We start from the raw sequence: 17182 nt of genomic DNA on the forward strand, positions 1-17182 counted from the left end.
AGAAAGTCTCCCGTGCTCAACCTTTCCGTCCTTCTCGAAGACTCCGCCCGCCGATTCCCCGACCGTGACGCCTTGATTCTCGGCGACGCACGGATGACCTACGCCGACCTCGACACCCGGTCGAACCAGGTCGCGAACCTGCTGATGTCGTGCGGCATCGAACCCGGTGACAAGGTCGCGCTCTCCTGCCCCAACATCCCCCAGTTCCCCGTCGTCTACTACGGCATCCTCAAGGCCGGCGCCGTGGTCGTACCGCTCAACGTCCTCCTCAAGGACCGTGAGATCGCTTACCACCTCACCGATTCCGACGCCAAGGCGTACTTGTGCTACGACGGCACCCCCGACCTGCCGATGGGCGAGTACGGGCGCTCCGCGTTCACGCAGAGTCCCGACTGCCGCACCATGTTCCGCATCACCGCCGACCCGGACGCTCCCGCCACGATCGACGGCATCGGAACACTCGCGGACGCCGTCGCGGATCGCGACACCGAGGTCGAGACCGTGGTCCGCGAACCCGGGGACACCGCTGTCATCCTCTACACGAGCGGGACCACCGGAAAACCCAAGGGCGCCGAGCTCACCCACGCCAACATGGTGCTGAACGCGCTGACCGCCAATCGTCTCTTCGACAGCACACCGGCCACCCACGACCGGTACCTGGTGACCCTGCCGCTGTTCCACTCGTTCGGCCAGACCGTCACCCTCAACGCCGGAATCTCGGTCGGGGCGACCCTCGTGCTGCTGCCCCGGTTCGAGGCCGCCGCCGCACTCGATCTCATCGAACGGGAGAACATCACCGTCTTCGCCGGGGTGCCCACCATGTACTGGGGTCTGCTCGGCGCCCTCGACGAACACCCCGCCGACATCGACCGCATCGCCGGCAACATGCGACTCGCGATCTCCGGTGGCGCCGCGCTGCCGGTGGAGATCCTCACCCGGTTCGCCGACCGCTTCGGTGTGCAGATCCTCGAGGGATACGGACTGTCCGAGACGTCGCCGCTCGCGACGTTCAGCGATCCCGGCGGCGATCCACGGCCCGGCTCGATCGGTGTCCCCGTGTGGGGAATCGAGGCCCGGCTCGTCGACGAGGACTGGAACACCGTCACCGGCGCCGGTGACATCGGCGAGATCGCGTTGCGCGGCCACAACATCATGAAGGGCTACTACAACCGCCCGGACGCCACGGCAGAAGTGCTGCGGGACGGCTGGTTCCGGACCGGCGACCTCGCCCGCGTCGACGACGACGGCTTCTACTACATCGTCGACCGCGCCAAGGACCTGATCGTGCGCGGCGGATTCAACGTGTACCCCCGTGAGATCGAAGAAGTCCTCCTCGGCCACGATGCCATTTCTCTCGCCGCCGTCGTCGGCGTCCCCGACGACAGCCACGGCGAGGAGATCAAGGCGTACGTCATCCTCGAGCCCGGCGCACAGGTCACCGCGGACGATGTGATCGCCTGGGCCAAGCAGCAGATGGCGAGCTACAAGTACCCCCGCACCGTCGAATTCGTCACCACCCTTCCCATGACCGCCACCGGCAAGATCCTCAAACGCGAACTCGGCCGCGCCGCGGCCGCACTCTGATACCGAAAGCACAAGCGTGAGCGACACTCCCCTCCCCACCATCCCCGACGAGCTCACCGCTCCCCTCGACCTTCTCCTCACCAGCGGAACCCGCGGCGTGGCCGCCCGCATGCTCCCCGACAGCTCCTGGGGCCGTCTCGGGGTCGGCCTCGCCGGCCGGCCGGGTACCGTTGCCCGGCGCGGCGGCGCCCTCGTCCGCGAACTCGGCGCCATCGCCGTCGGCACCTCGGATCGAACTCCCGCGAAGTCGGACAAACGCTTCGGCGACGCCGCGTGGCAGCAGAATCCGGCCCTGCGCCGGGCGATGCAGGCGTATCTCGCGACGTCGCACACCGCTGCGGCCCTGCTCGACGACGCCGAACTCGACTGGCGTGACCACGAACGGATGCGGTTCGTCCTCGACAACCTCGTCGAAGGCCTGTCCCCCACCAACAATCCACTCCTCAGCCCGCTGGGCTGGAAGGCAATGGTGGACACGGGCGGCCTCAGTGCGGCACGCGGAGTCCGCGCGCTCGTCCGCGACATGCTGTCGAAACCTCGCGTGCCTGCCATGGTCGAACCCGACGCGTTCGCCGTCGGGGAGGACGTGGCTGCGACGAAGGGTGCCGTGGTCCTGCAGACCCGCACGTTCGAACTGATCCACTACACGCCGCAGACCGAACAAGTCCACGCCACACCACTGTTGATCGTCCCGCCCGTCATCAACAAGTACTACATTCTCGACATCGCACCGGGCCGCAGTCTTGTCGAGTACCTCCTGCAGCAGGGTCAGCAGGTCTTCGCGATCTCCTGGCGCAACCCCCACGCCCGGCACCGGGACTGGGATGCCGACACCTACGGCGCGGCGATCGTGGAGGCGCTCGATACGGTGCAGTGCATCGCCGGGACCGACAGCGCCCACGTCCTGGGCACCTGCTCGGGTGGGATTCTCGCGGCGATGGTCGCGGCACATCTCGCCGAGATCGGTGACGGCGACCGCATCGCCGGCCTCACCCTGGCCGTCACCGTCCTCGACCAGACCCAGGCCGGCACCGCGGCTGCCGTCATGAGCGAGCGCGCCGCCGCGGCCGCGATCCGCGACTCGGCCGCCAAGGGCTATCTCGACGGCCGCACCCTCGCCGAGATGTTCGCCTGGCTGCGTCCGACCGACCTGGTCTGGCGGTACTGGGTGAACAACTACGTGCAGGGCCGGGCTCCCGCCGCCTTCGACGTGCTGTTCTGGAACTCCGACACCACCCGCATGGCGGCGGCACTGCACCGCGATCTCGTCCTACTCGGACTGCGCAACGCGCTGACGACGCCGGGCGCGGCGACCATGCTCGGCTCACCCGTCGACCTGGCCACCGTGACCGCCGACGCGTACGTCGTCGGCGGCTCCGCCGACCACCTCTGCCCGTGGCAGTCCACCTACCGGAGCGCTCGTCTCCTCGGCAGCAAGGACTCCCGGTTCGTGCTGTCGTCGAACGGTCACATCGCCTCGCTCGTGAACCCCCCGGGCAATCCGCGAGCGTCCTTCCGATTCGGGCAGCCCGCCCCGGAGACTCCGGACGAGTGGCTGGCCGCAGCGGAGACCGCACCGGACTCGTGGTGGCCCGACTACGCCCGGTGGCTCGCCGAGCGCAGCGGACCCGACATCGACGCCCCCGGCGGCCTCGGCGCCCGGCAGTTCCCCCCGCTCGGGCCCGCCCCGGGCACCTACGTCCACCACAGCTGACCCGCTCGACACCACAGAGGGACATTCATACCCATGCATCTCACACAGCCCACCGAACTCCTCGGGCTCGTCGGACAGACCATCGGAACCACCGGCACGCTCAAAATTGCGCAGGATCAGGTGAATCTGTTCGCCGACGCGACCGGGGACCACCAGTGGATCCACACGGATCCCGAGCGCGCGGCCCGTGGCCCCTTCGGCGGCACCATCGCGCACGGCTATCTCACGCTGTCGCTGGCCCCGAGTGTCCTCGCCGAAGTTCTCACCGTCGACGGCGTGCACGCCGCCCTCAATTACGGCCTGAACAAGGTGCGGTTCCCGGCGCCCGTTCCCGTCGGTTCCGCGCTGCGCGTCACCGTGTCCGTGATCGCCGCTCAACGGAAACCGGCCGGCATCGAGGCAGTCTTCGGGTTGACCTACGAGATCGACGGCGGAACGCGTCCGGTGTGCATCGCGGACGTCGTGGTGCTCTACACGTGAGCGTGACCGAATTGTTCGGTGGGCGCGACCGGTTCGACGACAGGGTCGTTCCGGTCGGCGGTCGGCGGATCCGGGTGCGGATCCGCCGCGGGACCGGCGTGCCCCTGGTTCTGTGCAACGGCATCGGAGCCGGCCTGGAAGTGCTGGACCCGCTTGTCGCCGCAATGGATCCGACAGCGACGGTCATCAGTTTCGACGTGCCCGGCACCGGGGGTTCGCCGGCATCCCCGGTCCCGTACGGGATTCCCGCCCTCGCGTGCGGCCTGAGCCGCCTTCTCACCGAGATCGGGGTCGATGTCGTCGACATCCTCGGCTTGTCCTGGGGCGGAGCGCTGGCCCAGCAGTTCGCCCTCCAGAACCCTCGGCGCTGCCGGCGCGTCGTCCTCGTCGCCACCGGGACCGGGGCCCTGATGATTCCGGGCCACCCGCGTGTGCTCGCGAAGATGCTGACTCCGAGGCGGTTCACCGACACCGGCTATGCGGCTGCCATCGCCGGCGACCTGTACGGTGGCACGGCGCGCCTCGGCGGTGAAGCCGTCGCGCGAGTCTTCAGAAAACAGATGCACACGGGCTCCCGCATCGGATATCTCCATCAACTCCTCGCGGGAGCGATGTGGACGAGCCTGCCGGTACTTCCGCTCATCCGGCAGCCCACACTGATCGTCGCGGGCACCGACGACCCGATCATTCCCATCGCCAACGCCCACATCATGAACGCGCTTTTGCCACACGCGACCCTGCACCTGCACCTCGGCGGTCACCTCGACATCGTCACCAACGCAGCCGATCTCGCGCCCGCTGTCAGCTCCTTCCTCGCGGCGCCGTAGCCGTCGGCGCACGGGAGGAGGTCAGCCGTCCTCCCCCATCTCGGCGAGCGCCGTCCGCAGGCGATCGTTGTCTGCCGGGGTCCAGCCGTCGGGCGACAGGATTGCACTCCACGCGTCGGCGATGTCGACGACGTACGTGTGTCCGTGCCCGTCGGGAACACCCGTCGACACCGCCATGTCGGCCGCCACCTGAAGAAAAGTCACGAACGGGAACCACTGCGTGCTGTCGAGGACGTCGTAGCCACGGTCCTCCTTCAGCCAGTCGGGCTCGCTCAGCAGGAGTTCCGGTGACCACCAGACAATCGGGTCCGATGGGTGTTGGAGATAGACCATCCGTGGCCGTCCCCACGGGGCGTCGGGGCGTGGCAGGTCCTCCGGTGCGCGTGCTCCGAAGCGGACGGTCCCGCCCTGCTCGTAGATCGGCAGCCATTCGGGCGAACCCGGATCGCGGTTCGTGGTGACGTCGGTCCATATCTCGTTCGCGTTCGGCGGCCCCGTGAACAGCACACCGTCGGTACGGGCCTCGACATCGTCGACACTGCCGAATGCACTTTCGCCCCCGAAGGATCCGAGACTCTCTCCCATCACGACGAGTTTCGGACGAGTTTCCGGTGGCAATACCTTCCACTTGTCGTACACAGCGTCGAACAATGCCTCCCCGGCCTGGTGGGCGCGCTCCTTGTCCACCAGGAAGGACAGCCAACTCGGCAGATAGGAGTACTGCAATCCGACCATCGCCGTGTCGCCGTTGTACATGTACTCCAGCGATGAGGCGAGACTCTCGTTGATCCACCCCGTACCAGTGGTAGTGGCCACGCCCACCACCGCACGATCGAACCCGCCGGCGCGTTCGAGTTCGTCCGCTGCCAGCTGGGCGTTCCCGCGGATCGAATCACCGCCGCTAGCCAGCCCGGCGTACGTCCGGATCGGCTCCACCGCGGGCCGCCCACCATTGAACGCGGACAATTCTTCGACGGTCGGGCCACGCGACATGAAGGAACGTCCCTGCCGTCCCAGCGAATCCCACGTGACGAGCGAGTCCGGTCCGCCCGAACGCAGCGACGACGTCGGCGGCTCGTCACCGGCCTTGGTCTCCTGGTTGACAGCGGCGAACGAATTGTTCAGCCCCGACATGATCACGCGCACCGCGGCGCCGTTGACGAGTGCGAACAACAGCGCCACCACCAGTACGCCGATGGCCGTCGCCGAGATCCGCCGCGGCACCACCCGGCTGATCTTGCGTTCGACCCACCGCACCGCCCGCAGCAGCACCCGGGCCAGCGCCACCAACCCGACGTAGATCAGCACCGCCACGACCACCATGACGAGATAGCCGAACCACGGGAACGGTGCGGCGCTCATGATCCCCCGCAACTGCGACTGCCAATCCCAGAACCACACCAGTATCGCCACGGTTCCGACGATTCCGATCACCGATGCCACCCGGCGCACCACTGTCTTCACACGAGGCGACGCCTCCCGCTGCACGAGGTAGCGGACCAACTTGGAACCGAGGAATCCGATGGCGTAGCCGAGCGCCGCCGACACGCCGGTGACCAATCCCTGGAAGAAGGGACCGCGCGGCAGCAGTGTCGGCGTCAACGACAGCCACACGAACAGGACCGCGACCACCAGCCCCCCGAAGGCATAGCGGTCCGGAAGCCAGCGGCGATACCCGGGTGGCCGGGCGGGACCGGCTTCGCGCTCGGGTGCACCATCGATTACATCGTTCGGCACCTGGCAAGCGTAGCCGCCACGGAGTCGCTATCGACAGCAATCCGCAATCACACCAAGTCCGGTGAACACCGAAGCCCACCTGGGATGTTCGCATTCGGACGAGTCTGCCCGGCCGACCGCCGGCGGACGCTACGCCAGTGTCTTCGTCTTGATCGCCTGGAACTCGGCGTCGGTGATCGCACCGGAATCGAGCAGCGCCTTGGCATCCGTGATCTGCTGAGCCGGAGACTTTCCGGCAACGTCCCGGATGTAGGTGTCCTGCGCTTGCCTGTGTTGCTCGGCGGCGGCCATCGACCTCTTCGCCATGCTGTCGCCCCGGGCGATCACGTACACCAGTGCAGACAGGAAGGGAATGACGAACAGTAAGAGGATCCAGATCGCCTTCACCCACCCCGACGTCTCGCGGTCCCGGAACAGGTCGGAGATGATCGAGAACAACACGGACAAGTAGGCCGCGAAGGCGAAACAGACGAAGATGAACCAGAAGAACTCCCAGAAGCCTTCCATTTTCGACGCTCCGTCCACTCGGTGTTCCGGTCAGGGGCCAGGACTCTGGCCTGGCATGAGGTGCTCCTCGAAATCTCAACTAGTGGCGTCGAGCGTGTCGAGCGCGGCCAGAATTCCCTGGACGGGGATACGTCCCGAGGCCACGAGCTGTGCGCCCTCGCGCCACTCCACGACGAGATAGTCGATGGGGCCGAGTTCGTCGAAATCGGTGTCGTTCACTGCAGGACCTCTCTTCTGAAGACAGCAGCGACAGCCGCACACGGCGTCGCCCTAGCATTACCCAGCCCACGACGACACCGCTAGAGCACAATGTCACCAACGGCCGGCACCGTACTGTCGGCAAGCTCGCGTCGGGCCCCCTTCTCCACCAGGAGCGGGACGAAGTCCCGGATCCTGCAGTCTGTGAAGCGCTTGTGAACGGTGCGCACGGCGTGCTCGATGTCCACGGGTGAGACGGACGGGTACCGAGTCATCAGGCGCTCGATGACCTGCTCGACCTGAAGCAACTCGTCGTCACCGATCACCGACTCATCGTCGTCCCGCTGCGAAGCCATCGTCAAGACACGAAATGGCCTCTCGAGCAACTCGGTTCGGTGTCGAGACCGTGAATATTCATGACTCTGGGATCAATCCAGTATCCGGAGCACTACCCGGAAATACCGTTTCACAACTAATACCACGCGGAGACGGCGGACAATGGAGCTACCGGGCCGCCCGGCTCGCGGTAGAGAAAGGGACGGTCATGTCCGAGACAACGTCGGTCAAGCAGGGCGTCGCTGCAGGCACGTCGATCGGGGCGGCCATCATCATGGTGACCGTGGGCATCATCCAGTTCTGCCAGGGAATCGCCGCGGTCGCCGAGAACGAAGTATTCGTGGCAGGGGTGAACTACGTCTACAAGTTCGACCTGACCACGTGGGGCTGGATTCACATCGTGCTGGGTGTGCTCGTCGCAGCGGTCGGCCTCGCGCTGCTCACCGGTGCGGGATGGGCGCGGGTGTCCGCGATCGTGATCGCAGCAGTCTCCATACTCGCCAACTTCCTGTGGCTTCCGTACTACCCGTGGTGGTCGGTACTCATCATCGCGCTCGACGTCGTGGTGATCTGGGCCGTGTCGACCTGGAATCCGTCCCGGGTCTGAGCGTCGGCGGACGGGGTCGAACCGTGGGAAAGAAGGCGAAACACGACAGGTCCGGGCTCGACCTGCCCCGGCCGGACGGTGCCGAGCCCGCCGTGCCGATGAAGAACAAGATGAAGAACAAGGAGTACAGCCGCCTGCTCCGCCCACTTCACGGCGAACTCGTCGCATTACAGGAGTGGGTGAAATCGTCGGGCGCGAGAATCTGCATCGTGTTCGAGGGTCGCGACACCGCCGGGAAGGGCGGCGTCATCAAGGCGATCACCGAGCGGGTCAGTCCACGCGTGTTCCGTGTCGTCGCCCTGCCGGCCCCGACCGATCGCGAGAAGACGCAGATGTACGTGCAGCGGTACCTGCCTCATCTCCCGGCCGGCGGGGAGGTCGTCATCTTCGACCGCAGTTGGTACAACCGCGCGGGCGTCGAACGGGTGATGGGATTCTGCACCGAGGAGCAAGCGCAGCAGTTCCTCCAACTCGTCCCGGTGGTCGAACGCGCGATCGTCGACGCGGGCGTCATCCTGCTGAAGTACTGGCTGGAGGTGAGCGAGGACCAGCAGACGCTGCGCCTGCAGAGCCGGATCGACGATCCGCGGAAGATCTGGAAGCTGTCGGACCTGGACCTGAAGTCGTACACCCATTGGTACGACTACTCGCGGGCACGGGACGAAATGTTCCACTTCACCGACACCGGTTGGGCGCCCTGGTACGTCGCGGTCAACGACGACAAGAAACGCGGTCGGCTCAACATCATCAGCCATCTGCTGAGCCAGATCCCCTACGAACCCCTCGAACGCCCCGACATCACCTTGCCGGAGCGGCGGGGCCCGCACGGCTACGAGGCGCCGAGGCAACCACTGCACTGGATTCCCACCCCCTACTGAGGATCCGAGCCGAAAGGACGAGCGGTCATGGTCTCGACGGAACCCACGCAAGCGCAGACGGCCTGGCATGCCCAGGACGCCGACGCCGTCGTGTCCGCACTGGCCTCCGATCGGCAGGCGGGGCTGACGACCGGCGAAGTAGACGAACGTCGCCGACGGCACGGTCCGAACGAGATCGCCTCCGAGCCGCCGCCTTCGACGTGGTCGATCGCGTTGCTGCAGTTGAAGGACCCCATGAACCTGATGCTGGTCGCGGTGGCCGTGGTCAGCATCGTCATCGGCGAAATCCCGACGGCGATCGTGGTCGCGGTTCTCGTCGGGCTCAACATCGTGCTGGGCACACGGCAGGAAGTGAAGGCGCGCGCCAGCGTCGACGCACTGGCGAAGATGCAGACACCGCAGGCGCGGGTGGTCCGCGACGGCGCTCTGACCCAGCTCGACGCCACCGAGCTCGTGCCGGGCGACGTCGTGCAGCTCGAGGCGGGCGACATCGTCCCCGCGGACGGCCGCCTTCTCACGACGGCCACCTTGGAGACCCAGGAGGCGGCACTGACGGGTGAGAGTGCACCCGTCGCGAAGGACCCCCAGACGCTCGGCACCATCGACGTTTCTCTCGGCGACCGCAGCAACATGGGCTTCCAGAACACCTCGGTCACCCGCGGCACCGCCACCATGGTGGTCACGGAGACCGGCATGCACACCCAGATGGGTCAGATCGCGTCGATGCTCTCTGCGGTCGCGCCCAGCAAGTCTCCGCTGCAGCGCGAACTGGACTCGCTCACGAAAGTGCTCGGCGTCATCGCGTGGACTTCGGTGGCGATCATCGTGATCATCGGGGTGATTCGCGGACAGGACGTGACGACGCTGCTGCTGCTCGGCATTTCCATGGGGGTCTCCGCGATCCCGACCGGTCTGCCGACGTTCGTCCAGGCGATGCTGGCCTACGGCGCACGGCAGCTGGCCGACGCCAAAGCCATCGTGAAGAACCTCACGGACGTCGAGACGCTCGGCGCGACCAGCGTAATCAACTCGGACAAGACCGGCACGCTGACGATGAACCAGATGACCGTGCGGTCGCTGTACTTCCACTGCCGGTGGTACACCGTCGACGGTGAGGGCTACGCCAAGTCGGGGAAGATCACCCACGTCGCGGGCGAGGCGGTCCCGGATTTCACGCTGCTCGCGTACGGGTTGTGCCTCGACAGCGACGCCACGGTCTCCGGCACCGGAGAGGTCGTCGGCGACCCGACGGAGGCCGCGCTGGTGGTGCTCGCGGCGAAGATCGGTGTCGACGCCCCACTGACCCGGCGGACGTATCCGCGCGTCGCCGCCGTGCCGTTCGACTCCGCGTACAAGTTCATGGCGACGTTCCACCATCTCGAGGTCGATGGCAGAACCCAATTCGTGGAACTGGTCAAGGGCGGGCCCGACGTGGTCCTGGCGCGGTGCACGACCGCCTTCCGGCCGGGCAGGCAGGAGGTGCCGCTCGACGAGGTCCGGGAGGAACTGACGGCAGCGAACCGGACCATGTCCGAGAAGGGGCTTCGCGTGCTGGCCTTCGCGGTCCGCCGCCTCGACGGGCAGGAGGAGGCCGCGGTGGCCGACCCCATGTCCTACGTCGCGGACCTCACGTTCGTCGGCATGGTCGGGATCATCGACCCGCTTCGGCCGGAGGCGATCGAATCGGTGCGCACCGCCCACGAGGCGGGCATCGACGTCCGCATGATCACCGGCGACCACGCGATCACGGCATCCGCGATCGGCGCCGAACTCGGGCTCGGACCAGGCGCGATCGGTGGTGCGGAACTGCAGGCCATGACCGATGAGGAACTGTCGGCCGCACTCCCGCATCTGCACGTGTTCGGCCGCGTCACCCCCCAGGACAAACTGCGCCTGGCCGACATCATGCAGAAGAACGGCGCCGTCGTGGCGATGACCGGGGACGCCGTCAACGACGCGGCCGCACTGAAGAAGGCCGATATCGGCGTAGCCATGGGCTCGGGCAGCGAAGTCACCAAACAGGCGGGCAAGATGGTGCTCACCGACGACAATTTCGGGACCCTGATCACCGCGATCCGGTTGGGCCGCAACATCTACGACAAGATCGTGTCCTACATCCGGTACCAGATGTCGAAGCTGTTCTCGCTGGTGCTGCTATTTCTCGTCGCGAGCATTTTCGACATCAACGACGGGGTCGCGCTCACCCCGCTGATGGTGCTGTTCCAGCACTTCTTCATCACGCTGTTCCCGGTCGCCGTCATCATGCTCGACCCGCCTGCACCGGATCTGATGAACAAGCCGCCCCGCGACCCGCAGATGCCGATCGCCAACCGGAGGGCGTTGGTGCAGTGGCTGGCATACGGCGTCCTGCAGTTCGCCGTCACGCTCGCCGCGATGCTCCTCGCGCCGGGCGAGATGAGCACGACCGAGGCGAACGTTCCCATGACGACGGCGTTCGTGGTGCTGTCGTTCGGTTCCATCCTCGCCGGGCTCGTCATGCGACGCGACCCGGAATCCGGGCTCACCCCACCGATCCTCGGCGCACTGAAGATCCTCTCGATCCCGACCATCGTGACGGTGTTCGCGGTCGAGGCCGGGTTCCTCCAGGACCTCCTCATGACCACGTCGCTGACCGGCGGCCAGTGGCTCGCCTGCCTCGGGTGGTCACTGATCATCCCGATCGTCGTCGAAGCGGAGAAGGCGTTCCGGCGCCGGCGCCACCTCCACTCGGAGCCGCCCGCACCGATGACCGCCCCCGCCGCCGTCGACCCCCAGCGCGCACGCTGAGGACCGGGCCATGTCCTGGACAGGTAGCCTCGCGCAGCTGCCGGGCATCGCGACGGCGCGGGCGTACCACCGCGAATGGCTGCGCCCCGACATCACCGCCGGGCTCGTCCTCACCGCCCTGCTCATCCCCGCCGGGATGGGGTACGCGGAGGCCGCCGGGTTGCCCGCCTACGCCGGCCTCTACGCCACGATCATCCCGCTCCTCGCGTACGCCGTGGTGGGGCCGTCGAAAATCCTCGTGCTCGGCCCGGACTCGTCGCTCGCGCCGCTCATCGCCGCGGCGGTACTGCCTCTCGCCGTGGCCGACGACCCGGAGAGCGCGCTCGCGCTCGCCGGAATCCTCGGCGTCCTCGTCGGCCTCATTCTCCTCGTCGGCGGATTCCTGCATCTCGGCTTCGTGACCGAACTGCTGTCGAAGCCCATCCGGCTCGGCTATCTCAATGCGATCGCGCTCATCGTCGTCGTCGGCCAACTGCCCAAGCTGCTCGGATTCTCCGTCGACGCGTCCGGCCTCATCGGAGAGATCGGGGAGATCGGAAAGTCCGTGGTACAGGGCAACATCGACCCCGTCACCGCCGCAGTGGGCATCGGCTCCCTCGCCGTCATCATCGGGTTCCGCATTTGGGTACCCCGCATCCCCGGCGTCCTCGTGGCCGTGGTCGGCGCGATCATCCTGTCCGCCGCACTCGGACTCACCGACGACATCGGGATGGTCGGCGCCCTGCCCGCCGGCCTGCCGCTGCCGTCGTTCGGCGGTGTCGACTGGGGGGACGTGGGGAACCTCGTCGGCCCCGCGGCCGGTATCGCCCTGATCGCGTTCGCCGACACAGGGGTGCTGTCCCGCACGTTCGCCGCCCGGCACGGTGAAGACGTGAACGGCAGCACGGAGATGAAGGCGGTCGGCGTGGCCAACATCGCCGGTGGACTGTTCGGCGGGTTCCCCATCTCCGCCAGCGGGTCGCGCACCCCGGTGGCCGAACAGAGCGGCGCCCGCACCCAACTCGCCTGCGTCGTCGGAGCACTCGCCGTCCTGGTCTTCGTTCTCGTCGCCCCCGGGGTCACCACGTACCTCCCCGACGCGACACTCGGGGCCGTGGTGATCGTCGCCGCCACGGCGCTGGTCGATGTGAGTGGAATGATCCGGATGTGGCGCATGAGCACCGTGGAGTTCGGCCTCGCCGTCGCGGCATTCCTCGGGGTCGCTTTGGTGGGCGTGCTGCAGGGTATCCTCGTCGCGATCGGGCTGTCCTTCGTCGCGGTGGTCGCGCAGGCCTGGCAGCCGTACCGCACGGAACTCGTCCGGACGACCGACCGCCCCGGCTTCCATGACGTCGAACGCCACCCCGGCGGCCTCCGCATCCCCGGACTGGTGCTGGTGCGCTTCGACGCTCCCCTCTTCTTCGCCAACGGCGAGATCTTCGACGACTACGTGCGCTCGGTGGTGGCGACAGCGCCGAGCCCGGTCGAGTGGGTGATCGTGGCAGCCGAGCCGATCACCGGTCTCGACACCACCGCTGTCGACGAACTCGTCGACCTCGACACGTATCTCGAAGGGAAACAGATCCGGTTGGCGTTCGCGGAGATGAAGGGCCCGATCAAGGATCGGCTCATCCGGTTCGGGGTGGGCGACAGGTTCGACGCGACACACTTCTATCCCACCATCGACGCCGCCGTGGCCGCATTCCACAGTCGAGCCGATCACACCGCCGATCCGACCGACGACTGAACCGACCACAGGACGGGGCGCGGCGCATGGATTCCTTCTGGACGATCTTCTGGCTCGGTGCCATCGCCTTCGCGTTCCTGGCGTATCTCCTGCTGCTGTTCGCGATCAGCGCCGACCTGTTCCGCGACCAAGGGACCTCGGGGTGGATGAAGGCGTTCTGGGTGTGCTTCCTGCTCCTCGTTCCGTTCGTGTCGGCACTGATCTACGTGATCCTGAAGAGCGACGGCATTGCCGAACGATCGAGAACCAGCTCCCGAGTTCAGTCTCGGGGCGCCGACCCGGACGGGGGATGAGGTCGGAACGCCGTCCGCCACAGTCGAACCCAATCGAACGCCGGTGCAGCGGGACGCACCCCGGGCCTCGTCCTGGGCACCCGCACCCGCAAGGCGTCCGGTTCGATGGTGCACCGCACCGGAGTGCGGAGCAGGAGGGATTCGCCGTCGACTCCCACGGGGATCTCCGGTGTGTCGGCGTCTACGACCACCTCCATCGACGTTTCCTGCGTCAGGCCGCGCACGTTGGTGCGGCGCAGCAGACCGACCGCCTGCCGGGTGTTCGCCACCGACAGGGTGACCGCGCCGAGGACGCCGCGATCGAGACGGTCCCGGCGACTCAGACCCGCCAGATCACTGTTGCCGTAGGGATTGTTGCTCACCAGGACCGCCTGCGGTCCCTCCACGGCAGTCTCACCGATCCGCGCGACCAATCGAGGGCCGGCGTGCCCGGTGAGCAGATCGGGGAGCAGCGTCAGCACTGTCGCGGCCTTGTCGTCGCGGTATGCGGGACTGCGCACGATCTCGGCGTAGACCCCGAACGAGGCATTGTTGACGAATGTTCGACCGTTGATGGTGCCGAGGTCGACGCGCAGCTCGACACCGTCCCGGAGTGCGTCCAGCGATCGGGTCGGATCGGCGCGGTCGAGTCCGAGATCCATCGCGAAGTGGTTGCGGGTACCGGCACTGATCACGAGGAACGGCAGGTGGTGTTCGGCCGCGACCGCCGCTACGAGCGCCTGGGTCCCGTCTCCGCCCGCCACCCCCAGCAGATCGGCCCCTTTCGCGACCGCCTGCCGGGCCAGTGCGGTGACGTCGACGGTGGCCGGCCCTTCGAGCAGCACGACGTCGGCGCCCAACTCTTCGGCTCTGCGCTTCAGGTCGAATTTCGCGACCTTCCCGCCACCGGAATGCGGATTCATGATCAGGAACGGGTGCTGCGCGGGCGGGGCAACGTATTCGGGCATGGTCATCTCCGCACGTCTGCCACGCAAAGCGGCGCGGGCGCAGACGACGGCCAGCAGAGCGAGCACGTACGCGAGCAGCACCACCCACAGCAGGTGCGCGCGGATGAACAGCGTCAGCACGACGATCGGCGCGACGATCGCCACCCCCAGCGAGATCCACCTGAGCACCCCGCGCCGGGTGAGGAACCAGTACAACGCTGCCACCGTGACCACGACGCCACCGGCCCCCACGATGAGCAACGCCACGGTGCCGAGCAACCCGGCGAACAGCACGGGCACCGCCGCCGCACCGACGGCGAACACGAACGCCACACGGGCCCACCACCGCCGGCCACGGTCGCCGGTATCGGGGATGCCTGATCTGTTCACGTGACCTACCCCCTCGACGGCGGCGCGTACTTACTCACAACGGTCCGACTTCCCGTCGTAATTCCATCTTCCGCCGTGCCCGGAGGCGATCGCAGCACATTGCACGTCTTGGGCTGCGGGTCTTCGCCAGCCGTCAAGGGCCGGTGCCCGATAGGTCGCGTGCGCGCGGTCCCGCCGAAAGATCCCGCCAGCCGGCGAGCACCGTGTGCACGGCCTCGGCCCCGCGCAGCGGGTCGGGCGGTGCGGGCAGGTCGGCGGGGTAGATGAGAAACGGAGTACTCTGCGGTCCGCCCATTCCACCGTGCGACCCGACCTGCTCCTCGAACGCCGCGACCTCGTCGGTCTCGGGCCAGTACGCGCCACCGACCATGATGTCGGCAACGTTGTCGAAGGTGTCGGTGCGTCGCACCTTTGCCAGCGCGTCAGGGCCCATCACCGCGAGCGGGTTCTCGCCGGTGACCTCGCCGGTCGTCACGTCGACCTGGCCGCGGGGCCCGAAAACCACGGACCCGCCCGGGGCGGCAACGAGCAGGAAGCCGACCCCGGGATGCTCACGCAGCCCGGTGAGCAGCCCGGGATGGGCAGCCTCGATCGCATTTACATCGGCGCGGCCGGGCAGGTGCGGGAAGTAGACCAGACCGAGATTGCCGGAGCCGAGCACGATCGGCTCGCCCGCGGAGGCGTGCGCCTCCTCACCGGCCGTCGGCGAGTGCACGCTCGCTGCGGCGTAGCCGCGCCCCTCAGCCCCGGGCTGGTGGGAGACGCCGGATTCGCGCTCGTACCAGTGGCGCTTCACCGCGACCAGTTCGCGCTGTGCGGCGAGCCGGATGACCAACTGCCCCAAGGTTTCCCCGTACCGTTGCAGGAAGGTCGCACCCTGACTCTGCCCGTGATCGGACAGCACGACGACGCGGTAGGGCCGATCGGCCTGCTCCACCACGGCGAGCACCATCTCGACGACGTCGTCGAGTTTGGTCAGCACCGCAAGGGTCTCCGGCCGGGAAATGCCCGAGTGATGCGACACCTCGTCATAGCCGATCAGGTCGACGTAGACCACACTGCGTCCCTTGATCAGATCGCCGACCACCGCGGCGACGGCGACGTCGGTGGCGAGCACGGTCGCGAACGCCCGCACGAACGGATAGACCCCGCCCCGCGGCACCCGAGGCTGGATGTCCTTTCGCTTCTGCCGCAGTGACTGGCGTAATTCCCGTTGCAGTTCCGCGAACATCCGGATGAACGTGCGCAGCGCGCTCGCCGGGTCGGCGAAATAGTCGCTGTAGCCGGCACCGCCGCCGAGGCGGGCGCCGCGCATGCGACTGACGACGAGCACGTTGTCGTGCGCGCCGCCGGTGAACAGGTTGCCGCGGCTCGCACCGTCGCGCGCCAGCAGGCCGGGAATGTCCGTTCGTTCGAGTTCGCGCTGCTCGTTGTCGGCCGGGTTGCTGAACACCGAAATACGCTCGGTCGTCTTGTCGTACCAGCGAAACGCCGGCACGTTGTGGTTGGAACCGTGCAGCACGCCCAGCTGGGTCGCACCCGTCTGGCTGCTCCAGTCGGTGTGCCACTGCACCAGCCGGTGGGTCTCGCGCACCAACTTCGCCAGCCCGGGCGTCACGCCGTCGGCGATCGCACGACGCAGCACGTCGTAACCGAGGCCGTCGATCTGGATACACAAAAGCCCCGGGGTCGCGTCCACGAGGGCAGCGTTGCGACGCAACCGGAACCGCTGTCGACGCACCTGCATCAGTCGGTACGCGGTATCGGAGCGGGACGCGATCGCGCCCGACACCACGGAAGTGAACAGCGAGAGCAACGCCGCGAGGACGAATGCATCGCTCAGCTGGTCCACCGACGCGACCGGTACCAGGTACAGCGTCAACAGCATGATCAGTCCGCCGGCGAGGAATACCCCGACGAACAGCAGCACCGGGCCGATCCACGACATGAACCGCATGATCACCGGCCACAGCGCGGCGTTGAGCAGGCCGAACACCAACGCGAGCACCAGCGCGGCCGGGAGTGCCGGTAGCGGAGCGAAGCTCGACCGGTCCAGGGCGATGCCGCCGAGGATGCGGTCGAGCACGATGAGCGCGAGCGCCGACGACCCCCAGAGCACGAAGAACTCGACGAGGACCCGCACCACGCCGCCCACCGTGCGCATCGCACCGCCTTTCGTCATCTGGAATCGT

General features: G+C 67.4%; 14 protein-coding genes and 1 pseudogene. 9 read left to right on the forward strand and 6 right to left on the reverse strand.

Features of this window, described 5'->3' with window-relative positions:
- The first annotated feature begins 12 nt into the window (after window positions 1–12).
- From GO592_RS30620 to GO592_RS30635, 4 genes are read left to right on the forward strand one after another with little or no spacing between them, the layout of a single operon-like run.
- On the forward strand, window positions 13–1584 hold the full coding sequence (locus tag GO592_RS30620) for a long-chain-fatty-acid--CoA ligase (protein ID WP_007296278.1): 1572 nt from the start codon (window positions 13–15) through the stop codon (window positions 1582–1584).
- Between the two features lie 16 nt (window positions 1585–1600).
- Window positions 1601–3298: a PHA/PHB synthase family protein gene (locus GO592_RS30625; RefSeq protein ID WP_007296279.1), complete on the forward strand. Its 1698-nt coding sequence runs from the start codon at window positions 1601–1603 to the stop codon at window positions 3296–3298.
- A 33-nt stretch (window positions 3299–3331) separates the two neighbouring features.
- Window positions 3332–3778, forward strand: coding sequence for a MaoC family dehydratase (locus GO592_RS30630; RefSeq protein WP_005563138.1), 447 nt, complete (start codon window positions 3332–3334; stop codon window positions 3776–3778).
- Entirely contained in the window at window positions 3775–4605 is an 831-nt protein-coding gene (locus GO592_RS30635) for an alpha/beta fold hydrolase (protein ID WP_005257670.1), read from the forward strand. The genes GO592_RS30630 and GO592_RS30635 overlap by 4 nt, the downstream gene beginning before the upstream one ends.
- Window positions 4606–4626: 21 nt before the next feature.
- Here the strand turns inward: GO592_RS30635 and GO592_RS30640 are convergent, their stop codons facing one another.
- From GO592_RS30640 to GO592_RS30655, 4 genes and pseudogenes are all read right to left on the reverse strand, one after another.
- Window positions 4627–6342 (reverse strand): alpha/beta hydrolase, encoded by a 1716-nt coding sequence (locus tag GO592_RS30640; protein ID WP_039950655.1) that lies wholly within the window; start codon window positions 6340–6342, stop codon window positions 4627–4629.
- A gap of 129 nt (window positions 6343–6471) precedes the next feature.
- Window positions 6472–6849, reverse strand: coding sequence for an SHOCT domain-containing protein (locus GO592_RS30645; RefSeq protein ID WP_007296281.1), 378 nt, complete (start codon window positions 6847–6849; stop codon window positions 6472–6474).
- Between the two features lie 75 nt (window positions 6850–6924).
- Window positions 6925–7011, reverse strand: a pseudogene (locus GO592_RS46640) (DUF6325 family protein); the annotation flags it as partial.
- Window positions 7012–7148: 137 nt separating this feature from the next.
- Entirely contained in the window at window positions 7149–7403 is a 255-nt protein-coding gene (locus tag GO592_RS30655) for a three-helix bundle dimerization domain-containing protein (protein ID WP_007296283.1), read from the reverse strand.
- Window positions 7404–7591: 188 nt separating this feature from the next.
- Between GO592_RS30655 and GO592_RS30660 the strand changes: the two genes are divergently transcribed.
- Genes GO592_RS30660 through GO592_RS30680 form a run of 5 tightly spaced genes read left to right on the forward strand, consistent with a single transcriptional unit; the run spans window position 7592 to window position 13674 of the window.
- Window positions 7592–7990, forward strand: a complete 399-nt coding sequence (locus GO592_RS30660) for a DUF7144 family membrane protein (RefSeq protein WP_005257663.1) — start codon at window positions 7592–7594, stop codon at window positions 7988–7990.
- 23 nt (window positions 7991–8013) lie between these two features.
- Window positions 8014–8868: a polyphosphate kinase 2 gene (gene ppk2 / locus GO592_RS30665; RefSeq protein ID WP_007296284.1), complete on the forward strand. Its 855-nt coding sequence runs from the start codon at window positions 8014–8016 to the stop codon at window positions 8866–8868.
- Window positions 8869–8895: 27 nt separating this feature from the next.
- Window positions 8896–11655, forward strand: a complete 2760-nt coding sequence (locus GO592_RS30670; protein WP_007296285.1) for a cation-translocating P-type ATPase — start codon at window positions 8896–8898, stop codon at window positions 11653–11655.
- A 10-nt stretch (window positions 11656–11665) separates the two neighbouring features.
- Window positions 11666–13381, forward strand: coding sequence for a SulP family inorganic anion transporter (locus tag GO592_RS30675; RefSeq protein ID WP_007296286.1), 1716 nt, complete (start codon window positions 11666–11668; stop codon window positions 13379–13381).
- A 26-nt stretch (window positions 13382–13407) separates the two neighbouring features.
- Window positions 13408–13674: a hypothetical protein gene (locus tag GO592_RS30680; RefSeq protein ID WP_007296287.1), complete on the forward strand. Its 267-nt coding sequence runs from the start codon at window positions 13408–13410 to the stop codon at window positions 13672–13674.
- On the opposite strand, the gene GO592_RS30685 is transcribed toward GO592_RS30680, so the two are convergent.
- Both GO592_RS30685 and GO592_RS30690 read right to left on the reverse strand, forming a co-directional pair.
- On the reverse strand, window positions 13641–14990 hold the full coding sequence (locus tag GO592_RS30685; RefSeq protein ID WP_039950657.1) for a diacylglycerol/lipid kinase family protein: 1350 nt from the start codon (window positions 14988–14990) through the stop codon (window positions 13641–13643). The genes GO592_RS30680 and GO592_RS30685 overlap by 34 nt on opposite strands.
- Before the next feature lie 133 nt (window positions 14991–15123).
- Entirely contained in the window at window positions 15124–17154 is a 2031-nt protein-coding gene (locus GO592_RS30690; RefSeq protein ID WP_007296289.1) for a phage holin family protein, read from the reverse strand.
- Window positions 17155–17182 lie beyond the last annotated feature (28 nt).

The organism is Rhodococcus sp. 21391 (genome assembly GCF_016772255.1).
Classification (GTDB): Bacteria; Actinomycetota; Actinomycetes; order Mycobacteriales; family Mycobacteriaceae; genus Rhodococcus_F; species Rhodococcus_F opacus.

Excerpts from the sequence above, each read along its gene's own strand:
- GO592_RS30675 (WP_007296286.1), top strand. The coding sequence starts at position 11,666 with ATGTCCTGGACAGGTAGCCTCGCGCAGCTGCCGGGCATCGCGACGGCG.
- GO592_RS30630 (WP_005563138.1), top strand. The coding sequence starts at position 3,332 with ATGCATCTCACACAGCCCACCGAACTCCTCGGGCTCGTCGGACAGACC.
- GO592_RS30660 (WP_005257663.1), top strand. The coding sequence starts at position 7,592 with ATGTCCGAGACAACGTCGGTCAAGCAGGGCGTCGCTGCAGGCACGTCG.
- GO592_RS30645 (WP_007296281.1), bottom strand. The coding sequence starts at position 6,849 with ATGGAAGGCTTCTGGGAGTTCTTCTGGTTCATCTTCGTCTGTTTCGCC.
- GO592_RS30655 (WP_007296283.1), bottom strand. The coding sequence starts at position 7,403 with ATGGCTTCGCAGCGGGACGACGATGAGTCGGTGATCGGTGACGACGAG.
- GO592_RS30690 (WP_007296289.1), bottom strand. The coding sequence starts at position 17,154 with ATGCGCACGGTGGGCGGCGTGGTGCGGGTCCTCGTCGAGTTCTTCGTG.
- GO592_RS30680 (WP_007296287.1), top strand. The coding sequence starts at position 13,408 with ATGGATTCCTTCTGGACGATCTTCTGGCTCGGTGCCATCGCCTTCGCG.
- GO592_RS30670 (WP_007296285.1), top strand. The coding sequence starts at position 8,896 with ATGGTCTCGACGGAACCCACGCAAGCGCAGACGGCCTGGCATGCCCAG.